Origin of the sequence: Halovivax gelatinilyticus (genome assembly GCF_024300625.1) — an archaeon.
Taxonomy (GTDB): domain Archaea; phylum Halobacteriota; class Halobacteria; order Halobacteriales; family Natrialbaceae; genus Halovivax; species Halovivax gelatinilyticus.
Genome location: NZ_CP101322.1, coordinates 2,592,555 through 2,606,939, shown reverse-complemented (window position 1 = coordinate 2,606,939; position 14,385 = coordinate 2,592,555). Strand labels below are relative to the sequence as shown.

Here is a 14,385-nt window from a genome sequence, read left to right as displayed (position 1 = left end):
CGAGTCGTCGCTAGCTGGCGATATTGAACCGCCTCACTCCTGCTCGGTCGAATCGTCAGACTCGCCCACGATCGACAGTTGACCCTCCTCGTCGAACCGCTTGGCGCGCAGGTAGCGTGCGCGATACCGGTTGGCCCCGTCCGCGACGTCCGCCTCGCGAATCTCGTCGATCCTCCCTTCGGCGACGGCGTCGATCACCGCGGACAACTGGTTGAGTTCGGTCGTCGTCAGTTCGAGCGTCACCCGGTTTTCCGACTCGGACTCCGCGATGGCCCACTGTCGGGCCGCCGAAATGACGAGCGAACACGGCTCGCGACACGGGAACGGACCGTCGCCGCCGTCGACTGAGAGCGGATCGTTCGCGGAATACTCCCACTCGCGGCGTCGCAGACACTGCGAGTCGACACAGCACGCCTCCGCCATCCACTCGACGGCCTCGCGCGGAAGTTCGTCGACGACGTCGTAGATCCCCGACTGTCGCTCGGCCGTCTCCAGCCAGTGGTCGACGTCTAGTTCACCCCGACGTTCGCGGTCCCAGTTAGCGATCGTCGCCGGGTAGAACGTGTCGACCGTTCGTACCAGCGCCCGGCCGGAGAGGGAAGAAAACGCCCAGCCGCCGGTCAGCGTCGGTGCCGTCGAAAGCGGCCGGTACCGGCCCCGGTCGTCCGCCGTCGCGATATCGCGTGCGACTCGCTGGTCCTCGCACGCCGTTAGATCGTCGCTGTCGATATCGCGGTCGTCGACGTGTCGAACGTCGTAGCGACGGTTACCGTCGGAATCGAGGCGAGCGGTCACCAGCAGCTGACCCCACTCGCGATCGATCCCCTCGACGAGCGCGGCGTACCGTTCGGTGAGCGGCTCGATCGGTTCCGCGTCGGTCAAATCGGAACCGGTCACTGCCTCGTCGTCCCCGAACGGTATCGGGGCGCGTTCACACCAGCGACAGAACGCCCGATCCGTCGCTCGGTTGACCCGGTGCGTCCAGTGGTACCAGTCCGTGACGTGGCAGCCGACCGGGTCGTCGGTCGGCGGATCGTCGGCCCGAATCGCCGATTCAAGTCGGTCACGGAGCGCGCCTTCTTCCAGTTCGATTGGCTCCATCTCCGGCGTCGACAGCCGAATGCGCCGGTTCGAGCGTTCGACGACGAATCCGTTCGTCGAGATTCCGTCGTCGACCGCCTCGAGGAACGAATCGACGATCTCGGTCGCCTCAGACACGTCGATCACCCGCACTCGGTGATCGGTCGGGCGCGGTTTCGGCCGCGTCGGGACCGGTCTGCCCTCGTTTTCCGTCCAGTCGCCCCAGTCGGTCGCGAGCGTTGCCGATGTCGGCTCCCGCGTCGCCGGCTCGCTCGACGAGTACGTCGGCCATCAGCGGTTCCGTTCCGACGGCGCCGGCGTACCAGATGCGGTGGCCGTCGACCGCCGCCGGGACCTCCCACCCGAGGCGGTAGTCCGGCGTCAGTCCCATATCCTCGGGAATGTCCTCCTGGGTGTGATAGCCGTCGGCGACGAACAGCGGGACGACGACGACGTCCTCGCAGGCGAAGAAGTCGGTGACGTCGTCGACTTCCGGTTGTTCGTCCATGAACAACGCCTTCACCTCGTCGAACCGATCACGCTCGCGGATCCGGTCGGTGTGATACTCGATCGCCTTCGCCGAGTTCGCGTTGCGCTCGGTGCCGTGACCGACGACTGCGAGCCCGAACCCGTCGCCAACGTCGGGATCGCCGGTCACGGACTCGGCGCGTTCGACGATCACGTCGCTCATCGCATCGTGCGTGCCCACGGGGCCGCAGTAGTGGACGGTCTTCTCGACGTCGCGCGCCGGAAGGGTCACGTGGGTCGCGCTCGTCCCGTCGGAGTCCCAGCACGACGGGTCCCAGCCCTCCAGACGAAGTTCGCGTGGAATCACCCGCTCGGTGAAGTACCCCTCGCTGATGAACAGCGGAACGACGTAGACGTCCTCCGATTCGAGCGTTCGCAACACTTCCCTGAAGTGCGGTTCCTCCTTCCAGAACGCCTCGCGCACCTCGTCGAAGACGCCCGTTTCGCGGATTGCGTCCGCGTGAGCGTAGGTCGGATCGGAGGCGTCCGGATTCAGGTGCGACCCGTGTGCGGCGACGACGAGCGCTTGCATGGTCGCCCCTTGGAACGGGGCTCCTAAATCGACTTCGCTGTCGATCCCGTCTCGGCCCTCGAGCGAACACGTTCGGCCATTCCCACGGCGCGGGAACCGTCGAAACGGAGAATCAGGTCGGATCCCAACCCCCTGTAATGTCGCTTAGCGAGACACTGAACGGAGAATCGTTGACCGGCCGTCAGGCGGCGCTCATTTTCGCCGGATGGCTCGGACTCGTCCTGGTCGCCGGCTTCGCACTCGTGATGAGTCTTCCCTCCTGAACGGCACGAAAAATCGTCGCACAAACGCACACACCACTATCATCATGGCGGACGTCCCTGCTCGGCTCCGAACGTTCGATATCGAACGCACCGACGACCTCGTCCGCCAACACCTCGTAGACGCGTACGTAAATCACCCGACGCGCGGAACGTACTGTAAATCGCGGGTCCTCTACGAATCGCTCGAAGACGACCTCGAGGAGCGCTTCTCGCTGGAACTCTTCGGACTCTTCTGTGAGAGTCGACCCTACCTCGAAAAGTGGTCGCGCGGGTACGGCGGCTCCTACCGCTACCGGATACTGGTCTCCGAACTCGAGTAGGCGTCGAATCCGTCGACACGTCCGTCCCTCGGCGGTCGGACCGTCCACCACCGTCGCCGCTCACCCACCGTCGACGCCGACCACCCACCATTTATGCCGCTCGCGCGCCCCGATCAGAACCGATGACCGAACTCGACCTCTTCGTCGATCCGTCGGATCACGACCGGCCCCAGTCGGTCGCAGATCGAGCCGTCGACGCCGAGAAACTGGGTTTCACCACGGTGTCGACGGGCGAGACGACCGGCTGGAACGTCGTTCCCGCATTGGCGCTCGCCGCCGATCGAACGAGCGACCTCCGATTCTCGACGGCCATCCTCTCGCCGTACGCTCGCTCGCCGGCGCTACTGGCGCAGACGGCGCTGACGCTTTCTTCACTCTCCGACGGACGGTTTCGGCTCGGGCTCGGTGCGAGTTCGCCGGCGATCACCGAACGGTGGCACGGCCAGGCGTACGACCGACCGCTCCGACGACTGCGCGAGACGATCGAGGTCGTCAGGACGATCGCCGTAACGGGCTCGTCCACCTACGACGGGGATATCTTCGACCTCGACGGGCTGAACTACGAGCGCGGTTCGTCAGCCGTTCCGCCGATAGACCTGGCGACGCTCGGACCGACCGCGACCGAACTCGCCGGCCGATTCGCCGACGGCTGGATGCCCCAGCTGTTCACGAGAGACGGCATCGAGATGCGACTGGCGGACCTACGCCACGGGGCCGACCTCGGGGGTCGGTCGATTGACGAGGTCCGCGTGGCACCGATCGTCCGGTGTGTTGTCTGCGAGGATCGCGAGCGCGCCCGGGCGCTCGGTCGTAACGCAGTCGCGTTCATGCTCGGGGCGTACGGCCCCTACTACGGCAACTCCGTGGCCGACCAGGGCTACGCGGACGTCGTCGCCGAGATCAGGGCTGCCTGGGAGGATCGCGACACTGACGCGATGGCCGCCGCCCTGCCGGACTCGTTGCTCGACGAACTCGCAGCAGTGGGGACGGCCGAGGAAGTGCGCGAGTGGCTCGTAGACTACGGGTCGATCGACGGTATCGACGCGATTCAGGTGTCGTTCGTCCGCGGGATGGACGAGGCCGACCGGGAGAACACGCTGGATGCGGTTTCTGCGTTACTGTGAAATTCGGGGGTACCCGAAAAGCGGGCTCAGGGATCGAATTCGACGGCCATCTCAGAACGGTTCGCCTCCCACTCCTCGCGGGCGACGCTGTAACGGTTTTCGTCCACCGGTTCGTCCCCGTAGGTCATCCAGTTGCGTAGTGTCCCCTCCTTGCGGCCACCGTGCGCTTCGACGTACCTCGTGATCGCCCGGTTCGAATTCTCGTTGTCGACGTGGGCCGTGACCGCGACCAGTTCGAGGTCGAGTCGGTCGAACGCCAGCGTCATCATCGCCGCGGCGCGCTCGCCGGAGTAGCCCCGCCCCCAGAAGCGCTTTTTCAGCCAGGTTCCGGTCGTCATCGTTCGTCGGTCCCACTCGACGCCGAAGCCGGCAACGCCGGCGAACGCCCCCGCGCCGTCTTCTCCCTCGCGGGGACGAACGACGTACGTCGCACCCTCGGCGTTCTCGTACTGCTCGCCGACGTGTTCGACGAACTCGAGGGTGTCCTTCGGCGTCTGAGGCGGTTCCCAGGTGAGGTAGCGGGTCACCTCCTCGATGTGCGGACTCTTCGCGGCGGCCTCGTAGCACTCGAAGAGGTCTACGTCGTCGGGGTGTAGCAGCTCGAGCCGGAGTCGATCGGTCAGAATCGTCTCGGGGAACAGGTCGGTCATAGCGAGAATTATCGATCGAGCTGAGAAATACGTTGGGCCCGATCGACCCGAACGTCTTCCCGCTAGAAACTCGCGCGAACCGACCGAGTGCGTCAAGTTGATAACGGAACCCGCCCTGGTATTCATCAGTGACCGTGACTGACGGAGCGAGCGGACTGATCGGCGTGCGTCCGCACCTCGCGGCGAGCGGGCCGGACGGGCTTTTCACCCCGTTCGTCTCGGCGAGCCTCGCCAGCGTCGAACTCGTCGACGCGCTCGCCTGGCTCTCCATCGCTGGATTCGTCGTCGCGATCGTATTCGAGTGGCGCGACCGAGTCGACGTCGCCAGGTACGTCGCCGCCGTGTCGGCCGCGCTGTTCGGCGCGTTCTGGCTGCTGATGGTTCCCTACTACTGGGGCGAGGTGAACAGTCCGCTCCAGTCGATGCTCGCGCTGGCGGCGCTCCCGCTGTGTCTGTACGTCGGCTACCTCCTCGTCCAGGGGCGCGACTCCTTGCTCGTCCTCGTACGAGCCGTCGCCGTCATGGGAATCATCTACCTCCCGGCGGAGACCATCCCGTTCTTCCGCCAGTGGCTCATCGAGACGACGGCCTACCAGACACACCTCGCGATGGACCTCGTTGCGACGAGTCCGGGGCTGAACGAAGGGGCGAACGGCTACGAAAGTCGCTTCAACTTCGACTCCGACGAGACGGCGACCGGACGGACGACCTACATCATCCTCGCCTGCACCGGCCTGGGGAGCATGGCCATCTTCGCCGGCCTGATCGCGGCCGTCCGCGCGCCCTGGAAGCGAAAGGCCCTCGGCATCGGCGTCGCCGTTGGCATCATCTGGTTTTTGAACCTCGTTCGCAACGTCTTCATCGGGCTGGCGACGCCCCACGGCTGGTTCCAGCAGGGGCCGTTCGTCTACATGGCGACCGAGTGGATGGGATCCGTCCCCGAGCGCACCTCGTTTCTCATGTCGCACAACGTGATCGCCCAGCCGCTCTCGGTCGTCGCGCTCGTCTTCATCGCCTACGTGACGATCAAACTCGTCCCAGAGGTGCTCGCTCCGCTCGAAGAGGTCCTGTTCGTTCTGACCGGAACCGAGTACGATCTCGCCGAGACCATCGGCGCGGAGGTTCCCGAATCCGAAACGGGGAAGGTTACGGCCGACTGACGGCCCGTGATGGACCGCCCCCGACCGCCGCTCTCGTTCGACGAGCGCGCCGTCTACCTTCCCGCCGCCGAGACGCTCGTCATCGCCGACGTCCACCTCGGACGCGGGGAAGTCTCGGCCGTCGACGCACCGATCGACGCCGCCGAGCGCGTCGTCGACCGACTCGACGTACTGATCGGGCGGTTTTCACCGCAGACGGTCGTCGTCGCCGGCGACCTGCTCCACTCGTTCACGTGGGTGTCTCGCGGCGTTCGAGAGGCCGTCGATCGGCTCGTCGCGACCGTCGACGACGCCCACCTCGTCTGCACCCCCGGCAATCACGATACAATGGTGGAGTCGGTCTTCGACGGCGAGACGCCGTCCGCCTATCGACTGGCCGACGGGGAGACCGTCGTCTGTCACGGCCACGAGCAGCCGCCGTCGGACGAGATCGAATCGCAGGACGGTCCGCCCGCGCTGTACGTGATCGGCCACGACCATCCGGCGCTGTCGATCGACGGCCGCAAACACCCGTGTTTTCTCTTCGGACCGGGAGCGTACGAACACGGAGACGGTCCGACAGCGGACGTGCTCGTCCTGCCGGCGTTCTCGCGACTGGCCCGGGGAACGAAGATCAACGCGCGGCGGGCGAACGACTTTCAGTCACCGCTGGTGACCGACGTCGACGGGTTGTATCCCATCGTTCGGGACGAAACGGGTGATGAGACCCTCTGGTTTCCGCCGCTGGGCGAGAGTCGTCGGTTGCTGTGACCGATACCGCCGGAATCGGCCGCGTCGAACGGCGCGATCAGGACAAGGTCGCCGGTCCCAACAGGGTAAAGTCCTCGCCGCACACAGCCCCGGTATGGAGACGACCGACGCGTTTACGGGCCTCGAGTGTCGCGACTGCGAGTCGGACTTCGATCCCGAGACGGGAACCCACCGCTGTGAGGATTGTGGCGGCATTCTCACGCCGACGTACGACTACGACGAGATCGACGTCGACCGCGAGACCTACGAGAGCCGTCCGTTCGACTCGTTGTGGCGCTATCACGAACTGCTGCCGTTCGAGCCGGCCGTCGCGGTGTCGATGGGCGAGGGCGCGACGCCGGCGGTCGACTGTTCGACGCTGGCTGACGAACTCGGCGTCGGTCGACTGGTGATCAAAGACGAGGGGCGAAATCCGACGGGGACCTTCAAAGATCGAGGGGCGTCGATGGCCGTCACCGCCGCGACGCAACACGGCGCCGAAGACGTCGTCCTCCACTCGGCGGGCAACGCCGGGCAGGCGGCGTCGGCCTACGCGGGCCGGGCCGACCTCGACGCGCACGTGTTCTTGCCCTCCCGGTCGTCGTTCACCACGAAGGCGATGGTCAACGTCCACGGCGGAGACCTGACCGTAAGCGGCGGGCGGATCGGCGACGCCGCGGCCGCCGCGGACGACGCGATCGCCGAACACGACGACTGGTACCCGCTCGCCTCGATGGTGACGCCCTACCGTCACGAGGGCAAGAAGACGATGCTCTTCGAGCTGGTCGAACAGCTCGACTGGACGGTTCCGGACGCGATCGTCTACCCGACCGGCGGCGGCGTCGGCCTGGTCGGCATGTACAAGGCCGCCCTCGAGTGGCAGCGACTCGGGCTGATCGACGAACTCCCCTCGTTCTACGCCGCCCAGGCGACCGGTTGTGCGCCGATCGTCGAGGCGTTCGACGCCGGACGCGAGCAACACGAGCCGGTCGAACATCCCGACACCATCTGCGGCGGCATCGAGATTCCGAACCCGGGTGCGAGCCGGTGGATCCTGGAATCGCTACGCGAAACCGACGGCGGCGCCGTCGCGACCGACGACGACGAGATCCTGGACGCGGCGATCGCCGTCGCCCAGCACGAGGGAATCGAGATGGCGCCGACCTGCGCGGCCGCCGCGAGCGGCACCTGGAAACTCGCCGAAGCCGACGAGTTCGGTCCGGACGACACGGTCGCCATCGTGAACACCGGGTCGGGGAACAAAGATGCGGACGTGCTCCGGAGTCACCTGATGAGTCAGGGAGTCTGACGCGAACGGACGATCTCGAGAGCGGTCGGTCGTCACCGTCGACACGTTTTAGAGGCGAAGACGAAGAGAGTACGCAGCAGTCCTACGGATCAGTGGCCGACGGGCTGGATAGCGGTCGACGGTGGGTGATCGTCAGTCGACTGATCGGTGCTATTTCCCGGCGGTCCGCGGTCGTCGGGTGAGTTTCCAGCATCCCCGTTACCCTTTCCCGGCGGGCTCTCTCCGTCGAGACCCGGCGGGTTCACCCCGGAGAGAGACCGAGCGATCTCGGCGACTTCGGGCCCGGTGAGCGTCGACGCGTTCGTTCGCAGCGTCTCGAGTCGATCGGTGTCGACGCCGACGGTCTCAGCACGATCGGCGGTGGCAGCGACCGATGCGTTGAACGAGTCGAGTTCGACGGCCAGTCGCGTAAACTGGGCCGACCTGGCGCGGTCATCGATAGTGGTGTCGTTCGCTAGCGCGGCCGACCGAGCCTCCAGGTGGGCGTACCGGGCTTCGAGTGCCGCGGTCCGGTCGGCGATGGCACCTTCCTTGTCGGACGACGAATCGAACGAGGACTCGAACATACCCCGCTCTACCGACCCGTTCGCGTCGGCGGCGCTAACCTGCATGAACGACCCCATCTCCTCGCCCATCGTCGAATCCGGCTCGGCGTCGGTCTCGGTCACGGATGGTTCGACGACCGCCGCGACCCCCATCGAGACGAGCCCGATCGTACAGGCGACGAACAACCCGACGATGAGAAACCGTACCCCGTTCATCGTCGTACCGTAATCGACCCCCCAAATAAAAGGTAGGGCTTCGTTCGGACGGTTCAACACCGTTCGAGAGATCGGCTACGGTTCGTGAACGGTCCGAACGGCGCTCCGATCGTTCACCGGGGCCGGACGTCGGCGACATGGCCGGTAGCAACCACCATTACCGCCAGCACCGACCGATGCGAAGCTGGAATCATCGTTGAATGTCCGTCAATGTAAACCTACTCGCACAACGGTTATCCGTCCTCGGTTCGTGGTACCAATTAGCATGTTCGAGCGGTTTTCGAAGAGCTACTACCTGGGTCGCCTCTACGTGACCCCAGCCGAGGACGATCGAGTGACGATGGACCACGCCCAGCACGAGCGCGTCAACGAACAGCTCTACGCGACGGGCGAGGGTGCCGAGCGGCTGGACACGCCGCTCGTTATGAAACTCGACGGACAGCACTTCCCGGTCCACGGTAACGATTCGATACCGGCCAACACGCTGGCCGTCCCCGAACCCGTCCTCGAGAACACGGAGATCGACAACCCCCCAGAACTCGCGTCGGTGCTTCTGGCCAATCGCGACCGAGCCAGACAGCTACTCGAGTTCTCCGGCTGGAACCCCGATCGGCCGATCGACGCCGACGGCCCGTGGGACCGAACCGTCGGAACCTGAGCCGAGCGGATTGTGACGCAGGTGCGTCGCAACCAGTCGGCACCCACTCCGGAACGTAAAAGTATCCGCGCTCCGCGGATTCGATCGATGTCGAGGCTCGACGAGTGGCTCGGGCGCGCGCCGCTGAAGGCGGAGATCGACGAACTCGAGGACGAACTCGAACGGCAACGAGAGCGCTACGAGGCCGAGTCCGAACGACGCAAGGAGGCGGTGAGCGCACGCCAGCGCGCACAGGAGACGGTCAACCGACTCGAAGACCGAATCGCTCAGCTCGAAGGCGAACTGGCCCGCGTCGACGAGGACGAACGCACGCTCGAACCGCGACGCCGCGAGACGATCCGCGGCGATCGGATCGAGGCGGTGATCGACCGGATCCGATCGCTGCGCTCCGATCCCGAATCGATCCTCACCGCCTCGGTCGAACCCGGCTCAGTCCCCGACGACGTCGAGTCGCTACTCGGCGAGCGCGCGCAACTGCTCAGGGAAGCCGCGCCCTGTCTACTCGTCTGTGACGACGCCGGAATCGTCTCCGTCGCCCTCGAATCGCCCATCGAGCCGACCGTCGAGCCGACGTGGGCCGATCGGCCACGACTCGAACGCGAGTGGTTCCGTCCGCACGGCACACACCTCGTCGCCCTCGTCAGGGCCGACCTCTTCGCTCTCGGGCGGTACGACGGAACTGAACGAGTCGACTACGTCGGCTTCGAAAGCGACGTCAAGGGAGCCCACTCGAAAGGCGGCTTCTCGCAGGCCCGGTTCGAACGCATTCGAGACGGACAGATCGACGACCACCTCGACGCCGCGAGAGCGTCCATCGAGGACGTCCGCGAGGACGAACCGCTCTACCTCGTCGGCCAGCGCGACGCGATCGGCGAGCTGGCGGAAGAACTCGATGCCGACGCCACGTCGACCGTCGACGCGACCGGCAGCCCCGAGTCCGCCCTCGGCGACGCCGTCTACTCGTTCTGGACGACCGAACTCGTCGTCCTCTGAGGTGGTATCGAACGGGCGAGCGACCACCCCGACGACCGGCGGGCGGGCGGCACGAGAAGCCGCTTCTCGAACGATTAAGTACCGGGTCCGCCAACCTTCGCGTATGCGCGTCACGATCCTCGCTCACGAACAGTTTCCCGGCCGGGCGAAAACCGCCCAGGGAATCCTACGATACGCAGACTACGACGTCGTCGCCGTGCTCGATCGCGATCGGGCCGGCGAGCGCGTATCCGCACACATTCCGGACGTTCAGGACGCGCCGATCGTCGCCGGAATGGACGACGTCGACCAGCCGGTCGACGCGCTGGTGATCGGAATCGCCCCGATCGGCGGCGGCTTCGAGGAGTCCTGGCGACCGGACGTACGAACGGCCCTCGAACGCGGCTGCGACGTCATCTCGGGGTTGCACTTCTTCCTCGAAGACGACGAGGAGTTCGTCGAGCTGGCGGCCGAACACGGCGGGGACCTGTGGGACGTTCGTAAGCCCCACGACGAGCTGACGGTGAGCGAGGGCGTCGCCGCCGACGTCTCTGCAGACGTCGTCTGCACCGTCGGCACCGACTGTTCGGTCGGCAAGATGACGGCGAGCATGGAGCTCGTCGAGGCCGCGCGCGAGGCGGGCCACGACGCCGCCGTCATCCCCACCGGCCAGACCGGGATCGTCGTCGAAGGGTGGGGCAACCCGATCGATCGCGTCGTCAGCGACTTCACGGCCGGCGCCGTCGAAGAGATGATCGTCGAGAAGGGAGACGACCACGACCTGCTCGTCGTCGAGGGGCAGGGATCGATCGTCCACCCGGCCTACTCAGCCGTCACCTGCGGCATTCTGCACGGGTCGATGGCCGACAAACTCGTCCTCTGTCACGACGCCGAGCGCGAGGTTATCCACGGCTACGAGTCGTTCGAACTGCCGCCGATCCCAACCTACGTCGATCTCTACGAGTCGCTCGCCGCGCCGGTTCGCGAGGCCGACGTCGTCGCCGGGATGCTCAATACGGCCGGCCTGGACGGTGACGACGACGCTCGCGACGCCATCGCCACCTTCGAGGACGAACTCGGAGGGGCGGCGACCGATCCGATCCGCTTTTCGGCCGAAGAGATCCTGGAGGCGATCGTATGAGTCTCGAGACGAGCTTCGAACGGATCACCCTCCCGCTCGAATTTCCGTTTACGATCTCCCGGGGAACCACGACCGAGTGCGAGAACGTTATCGTCAGGATCGAAGACGACGAGGGCCGCGTCGGGATCGGCGGCGCCGGCCCGTCGAGTCACTACGGCGAGTCGGCCGACACGGTCGAGGCCGTTCTCCCAGACCTGCTCGCCGTCGTCGAGGACGTCGGCGATCCCCACCAGCTCGCCCGGATCGAGCGACGCATGCGCGAGACGATCGATCGAAACGCCGCCGCACGATGTGCGGTCAGCATCGCCCTGCACGATCTCGTTTGCAAGCAACTCGAGGTCCCACTCTACGAGTACTGGGGACTGGATCCGGCCGACTCGGTCGAGTCGTCCTACACGATCGGCATCGACGACACCGAGACGATGAGAGAAAAGACCGAGATCGCCGTCGATCGGGGCTACGGCACGCTCAAGGTAAAACTCGGCACCGACCGCGACGTCGAAATCGTCGAGACCATCCGCGACGTCGCCCCGGACGCCCGCCTCTACGTCGACGCGAACGAGGCCTGGACGCCGAAGGAGGCGGTCAGGAAGATCGACGCCTTCGCCTCCTACGACCTGGAGTTCGTCGAACAGCCGGTGCCCGCCGAGAACCCCGAGGGACTCAGGTACGTCTACGAACGCGCCTCGCTTCCGATCGCGGCCGACGAGTCGCTCATCACCGCCGACGACGTTCCGCAGGTGGCCGACCGGTGTGACGTCGCAAACCTGAAACTGATGAAGTGCGGCGGGCTCCGCGAGGCGACGCGGATCATCCACGCCGCCGAGGCCCACGGCCTGGAGGTGATGTGTGGGTGTATGTCCGAATCGAACGCCTCGATCGCCGCCGCCGGTCACCTCGCACCGCTGCTCGACTACGCAGACCTCGACGGCTCGCTCTTGCTCGACCACGACCCGTTCGACGGCGTCTCGATGCCAGACGGTTACATCGACCTGGAGGGAACGCCCCGCGTCGGAACCGGCGTCGTCGAGGACTGATCGCACCCGTCGGGACTCGCTATCGACGCGAGTACCCGGGTCCGACACCGAAATTTATGTCCGTCGGCTCGAAACACACCGGTGATGAGTCAGTTGACAGACGACCTGGAATCGGCGTTCGACGACGCCGGGTACGACGTGAGTGAAGTGACGCAAAATCGCGACCTCGTCCGTATCGTCCTCGCCGAAGAAACCGAAGCCGAGGCGGTCCGATCGGTCGCGGCCGACGTCCTTTCCGAGTCGCCGCGATTCGGGATCGACGTCTCCACCGAGTCGGTCGACGGCCACGACGGGATGAGCACGGTCGTCTCGTTCCGGACGGCCTGACGGGTTCGTCGGATGCGTACTCGAATCAACCGAGATCCTCGTCGCGCTCCGATTCTCTCAGGATGAACGGGCCCATCGCGAGCGTCCGCTTCGCCACGCTCGCGATCCGCAGGATGAACGAGATGAAGACGACGAATGGGGCGATGCCGACGACGAAGCCCGCACTCGTCAGCCAGACGAGGTTGTCGACGCCGAGCGTCGATCCCGGAAGCGCTTGCGCGTCGACGTACATGATCATCACGGCCATGACGGTGAGGGCCGGAACCGCGATGTACAGGAGGGCTCGCGAGAGCTTGATGAGTTCCCACTGGAAGTAGAGCGTTTTGAAGTGCTCGCGCGCCGGACCGAAGAATTTCAGCACCTCGATCGTCCCCTCGAGCGCCTCCGCGGCTTCCTCGGATAGGTCTCCCTCGTGATCGGCCTTGATCTTACGCGCGTCGTAGATCTTCCGCGAGTAGTTGAAGTTGAGCGCGGCCCAGATAACGGCGAACGTCCCGAACTGAGCGTCTTCCAGGTCTTCTTTAACCGACTGTGCGTTCGCCGTGAGGTCGTCGACGTAGTCGGATACCGCCTCGCGGAGTTCCGCTTCACGCTCGTCATCCATCGTCGATTCGAGTTCGGACGCCCGTGCCTCGATTCCGTCGATCAGTTCGTAGAGGAAAGCGGCGGGTTCTGGCGGACTCGCGTCCTCGTCGAGCTCCGATTCGAGATCACGTCTGAACCCGATCGAATCCTGCATCCGCTCGCGCTGATCCCCGACCGCGCCGAGTTCCTGTGAGAGGACGAGCTGATTGATCGTCACGACGATCGACGTGCCGGTGATGATCGCGCCGATGAACGCCGAAAAGAGAAATTCGAGCCCGTCCTGAGCCTCGACGATCTCGCGTAACGGCGAAAGGCCTACACGGCTCATCGAGACCAGGACGACGAACACCGCAGCGAGGATGATCCCCGTCAGGAGCCACCGGTTCAGGTTGAGCAGGACGAACAGCCTGGGGCCACCGAGTCGGTCGGCCGACTCGTTTCCCGAATCAGATCCAGTGACGGCCATTTCGTACGCACACCACGACCGTCGGTAAAATACCCGGCCCGGAAGTCGACGTTTATTCGACCGCCAGGCGACCCCCGGCGCGGTCGCACCGTCGTACGGATCGGCTACCGGGCCCGCGTTCCCCGCGTAATCCGCACGTCAACGGGGGTCCTCTGGTTCCACGCCGTAGAGGTCCTGAAAGCGCTCGACGACGACGGCGTGGAAACCGACGAGCAGCGCGACCGCGACGACGATGACGGCGATCTCGACGACCGTCGACATCAACCCGAGCGCGACGATGAGCGTCGTCGCGCAGGCGGCCGGGTGATTCGTGTTCGACCACAGCATCCCGATCGTCGTCAGTATCATCGCGACGATCCCGCTCAGGACCAGCCGGCCGACATCCGTGGAGAACCGCTCACCGGCTTCGAACGCGTCGACGACGACCAGTCCGTCCGCGATAACGACGTACGCGAGGAGACCGGCGATCGCCGCGACCGCGTGTCCGCCGATGACGTGGTACGCACCCTCCGCTCGCGGGTTATCTCCGGTCGCGAGGAGGTAGGCGGAGGGACCAAGGCTAGGAAAGAGAAACGGCTGTCCGGAGCCCCAGGCGAGTCCGCCGAGAAAGACGAAGTGAAGCGTTACGTTGATCCCCGCGCTCAGGTCGTCCCGGAGATCCATCGTCTCGTCGGCGGTGACGCTCAGCTTCTCCAGCAGTCCCATAGTGTCTATCGTTCGGGCGTCTGCGGGAAAAACGCCGG

Annotated in this window: 17 protein-coding genes; 11 read left to right on the top strand and 6 right to left on the bottom strand. The window is 65.5% G+C overall.

Translation table 11 applies throughout. The features are described 5' to 3' along the window. Positions 1-33 precede the first annotated feature (33 nt). On the bottom strand, positions 34-1,218 hold the full coding sequence (locus NKH31_RS12375; protein ID WP_254862104.1) for a DR2241 family protein: 1,185 nt from the start codon (positions 1,216-1,218) through the stop codon (positions 34-36). After that, complete coding sequence (locus NKH31_RS12370) at positions 1,211-2,140, bottom strand: CbiX/SirB N-terminal domain-containing protein (RefSeq protein ID WP_254862103.1); 930 nt, start codon at positions 2,138-2,140, stop codon at positions 1,211-1,213. The genes NKH31_RS12375 and NKH31_RS12370 overlap by 8 nt, the downstream gene beginning before the upstream one ends. A 137-nt stretch (positions 2,141-2,277) precedes the next feature. Here NKH31_RS12370 and NKH31_RS17710 point away from each other — a divergent pair, with 137 nt between their 5' ends. From NKH31_RS17710 to NKH31_RS12360, 3 genes are all read left to right on the top strand, one after another. Continuing rightward, on the top strand, positions 2,278-2,403 hold the full coding sequence (locus NKH31_RS17710; protein ID WP_256547890.1) for a hypothetical protein: 126 nt from the start codon (positions 2,278-2,280) through the stop codon (positions 2,401-2,403). Between the two features lie 44 nt (positions 2,404-2,447). Next, the gene (locus NKH31_RS12365; RefSeq protein WP_254862102.1) at positions 2,448-2,723 is read left to right on the top strand and encodes a hypothetical protein; all 276 of its coding nucleotides are present in this window, start codon (positions 2,448-2,450) and stop codon (positions 2,721-2,723) included. 122 nt (positions 2,724-2,845) lie between these two features. Continuing rightward, positions 2,846-3,847 carry a TIGR04024 family LLM class F420-dependent oxidoreductase gene (locus NKH31_RS12360; RefSeq protein WP_254862101.1) on the top strand — a complete coding sequence of 334 codons (1,002 nt, stop codon included), beginning with the start codon at positions 2,846-2,848 and terminating at the stop codon, positions 3,845-3,847. A gap of 26 nt (positions 3,848-3,873) precedes the next feature. On the opposite strand, the gene NKH31_RS12355 is transcribed toward NKH31_RS12360, so the two are convergent. Then, positions 3,874-4,497, bottom strand: a complete 624-nt coding sequence (locus NKH31_RS12355; protein ID WP_254862100.1) for a GNAT family N-acetyltransferase — start codon at positions 4,495-4,497, stop codon at positions 3,874-3,876. 128 nt (positions 4,498-4,625) lie between these two features. Here NKH31_RS12355 and artA point away from each other — a divergent pair, with 128 nt between their 5' ends. The 3 genes from artA (at position 4,626) to NKH31_RS12340 (ending at position 7,695) form a co-directional block, all read left to right on the top strand. Beyond that, positions 4,626-5,657: an archaeosortase A gene (gene artA, locus NKH31_RS12350; protein WP_425492265.1), complete on the top strand. Its 1,032-nt coding sequence runs from the start codon at positions 4,626-4,628 to the stop codon at positions 5,655-5,657. A gap of 9 nt (positions 5,658-5,666) precedes the next feature. Further along, positions 5,667-6,407 (top strand): metallophosphoesterase, encoded by a 741-nt coding sequence (locus NKH31_RS12345; RefSeq protein ID WP_254862099.1) that lies wholly within the window; start codon positions 5,667-5,669, stop codon positions 6,405-6,407. 94 nt (positions 6,408-6,501) lie between these two features. Next, complete coding sequence (locus NKH31_RS12340; protein ID WP_254862098.1) at positions 6,502-7,695, top strand: threonine synthase; 1,194 nt, start codon at positions 6,502-6,504, stop codon at positions 7,693-7,695. Between the two features lie 89 nt (positions 7,696-7,784). Here the strand turns inward: NKH31_RS12340 and NKH31_RS12335 are convergent, their stop codons facing one another. After that, entirely contained in the window at positions 7,785-8,456 is a 672-nt protein-coding gene (locus NKH31_RS12335; RefSeq protein WP_254862097.1) for a hypothetical protein, read from the bottom strand. Positions 8,457-8,721: 265 nt separating this feature from the next. Between NKH31_RS12335 and NKH31_RS12330 the strand changes: the two genes are divergently transcribed. The 5 genes from NKH31_RS12330 to NKH31_RS12310 all read left to right on the top strand — a co-directional run bounded on the left by NKH31_RS12330 (position 8,722) and on the right by NKH31_RS12310 (position 12,591). Next, a complete protein-coding gene (locus tag NKH31_RS12330; RefSeq protein WP_254862096.1) occupies positions 8,722-9,114 on the top strand; it encodes a DUF5802 family protein in 393 nt (130 codons plus the stop codon). Positions 9,115-9,201: 87 nt separating this feature from the next. Then, positions 9,202-10,107: a Vms1/Ankzf1 family peptidyl-tRNA hydrolase gene (locus NKH31_RS12325; RefSeq protein ID WP_254862095.1), complete on the top strand. Its 906-nt coding sequence runs from the start codon at positions 9,202-9,204 to the stop codon at positions 10,105-10,107. Between the two features lie 103 nt (positions 10,108-10,210). Further along, positions 10,211-11,227, top strand: a complete 1,017-nt coding sequence (locus NKH31_RS12320; RefSeq protein ID WP_254862094.1) for an N-acetyltransferase DgcN family protein — start codon at positions 10,211-10,213, stop codon at positions 11,225-11,227. After that, entirely contained in the window at positions 11,224-12,264 is a 1,041-nt protein-coding gene (locus NKH31_RS12315) for a dipeptide epimerase (RefSeq protein WP_254862093.1), read from the top strand. The genes NKH31_RS12320 and NKH31_RS12315 overlap by 4 nt, the downstream gene beginning before the upstream one ends. 84 nt (positions 12,265-12,348) lie before the next feature. Then, on the top strand, positions 12,349-12,591 hold the full coding sequence (locus tag NKH31_RS12310; protein ID WP_254862092.1) for a hypothetical protein: 243 nt from the start codon (positions 12,349-12,351) through the stop codon (positions 12,589-12,591). A gap of 25 nt (positions 12,592-12,616) precedes the next feature. Here NKH31_RS12310 and NKH31_RS12305 read toward each other — a convergent pair whose 3' ends face one another. Continuing rightward, positions 12,617-13,642, bottom strand: a complete 1,026-nt coding sequence (locus NKH31_RS12305) for a DUF7972 family membrane protein (protein ID WP_254862091.1) — start codon at positions 13,640-13,642, stop codon at positions 12,617-12,619. A gap of 138 nt (positions 13,643-13,780) precedes the next feature. Continuing rightward, positions 13,781-14,347: an HPP family protein gene (locus tag NKH31_RS12300; protein ID WP_254862090.1), complete on the bottom strand. Its 567-nt coding sequence runs from the start codon at positions 14,345-14,347 to the stop codon at positions 13,781-13,783. Positions 14,348-14,385 lie beyond the last annotated feature (38 nt).

What these genes read in the sequence shown, in the direction of transcription:
- NKH31_RS12370 (WP_254862103.1), bottom strand. Translation starts at nt 2,140, where the DNA reads ATGCAAGCGCTCGTCGTCGCCGCACACGGGTCGCACCTGAATCCGGAC.
- NKH31_RS17710 (WP_256547890.1), top strand. Translation starts at nt 2,278, where the DNA reads ATGTCGCTTAGCGAGACACTGAACGGAGAATCGTTGACCGGCCGTCAG.
- NKH31_RS12365 (WP_254862102.1), top strand. Translation starts at nt 2,448, where the DNA reads ATGGCGGACGTCCCTGCTCGGCTCCGAACGTTCGATATCGAACGCACC.
- NKH31_RS12360 (WP_254862101.1), top strand. Translation starts at nt 2,846, where the DNA reads ATGACCGAACTCGACCTCTTCGTCGATCCGTCGGATCACGACCGGCCC.
- NKH31_RS12355 (WP_254862100.1), bottom strand. Translation starts at nt 4,497, where the DNA reads ATGACCGACCTGTTCCCCGAGACGATTCTGACCGATCGACTCCGGCTC.
- NKH31_RS12345 (WP_254862099.1), top strand. Translation starts at nt 5,667, where the DNA reads ATGGACCGCCCCCGACCGCCGCTCTCGTTCGACGAGCGCGCCGTCTAC.
- NKH31_RS12340 (WP_254862098.1), top strand. Translation starts at nt 6,502, where the DNA reads ATGGAGACGACCGACGCGTTTACGGGCCTCGAGTGTCGCGACTGCGAG.
- NKH31_RS12335 (WP_254862097.1), bottom strand. Translation starts at nt 8,456, where the DNA reads ATGAACGGGGTACGGTTTCTCATCGTCGGGTTGTTCGTCGCCTGTACG.
- NKH31_RS12330 (WP_254862096.1), top strand. Translation starts at nt 8,722, where the DNA reads ATGTTCGAGCGGTTTTCGAAGAGCTACTACCTGGGTCGCCTCTACGTG.
- NKH31_RS12325 (WP_254862095.1), top strand. Translation starts at nt 9,202, where the DNA reads ATGTCGAGGCTCGACGAGTGGCTCGGGCGCGCGCCGCTGAAGGCGGAG.
- NKH31_RS12320 (WP_254862094.1), top strand. Translation starts at nt 10,211, where the DNA reads ATGCGCGTCACGATCCTCGCTCACGAACAGTTTCCCGGCCGGGCGAAA.
- NKH31_RS12315 (WP_254862093.1), top strand. Translation starts at nt 11,224, where the DNA reads ATGAGTCTCGAGACGAGCTTCGAACGGATCACCCTCCCGCTCGAATTT.
- NKH31_RS12310 (WP_254862092.1), top strand. Translation starts at nt 12,349, where the DNA reads ATGAGTCAGTTGACAGACGACCTGGAATCGGCGTTCGACGACGCCGGG.
- NKH31_RS12305 (WP_254862091.1), bottom strand. Translation starts at nt 13,642, where the DNA reads ATGGCCGTCACTGGATCTGATTCGGGAAACGAGTCGGCCGACCGACTC.
- NKH31_RS12300 (WP_254862090.1), bottom strand. Translation starts at nt 14,347, where the DNA reads ATGGGACTGCTGGAGAAGCTGAGCGTCACCGCCGACGAGACGATGGAT.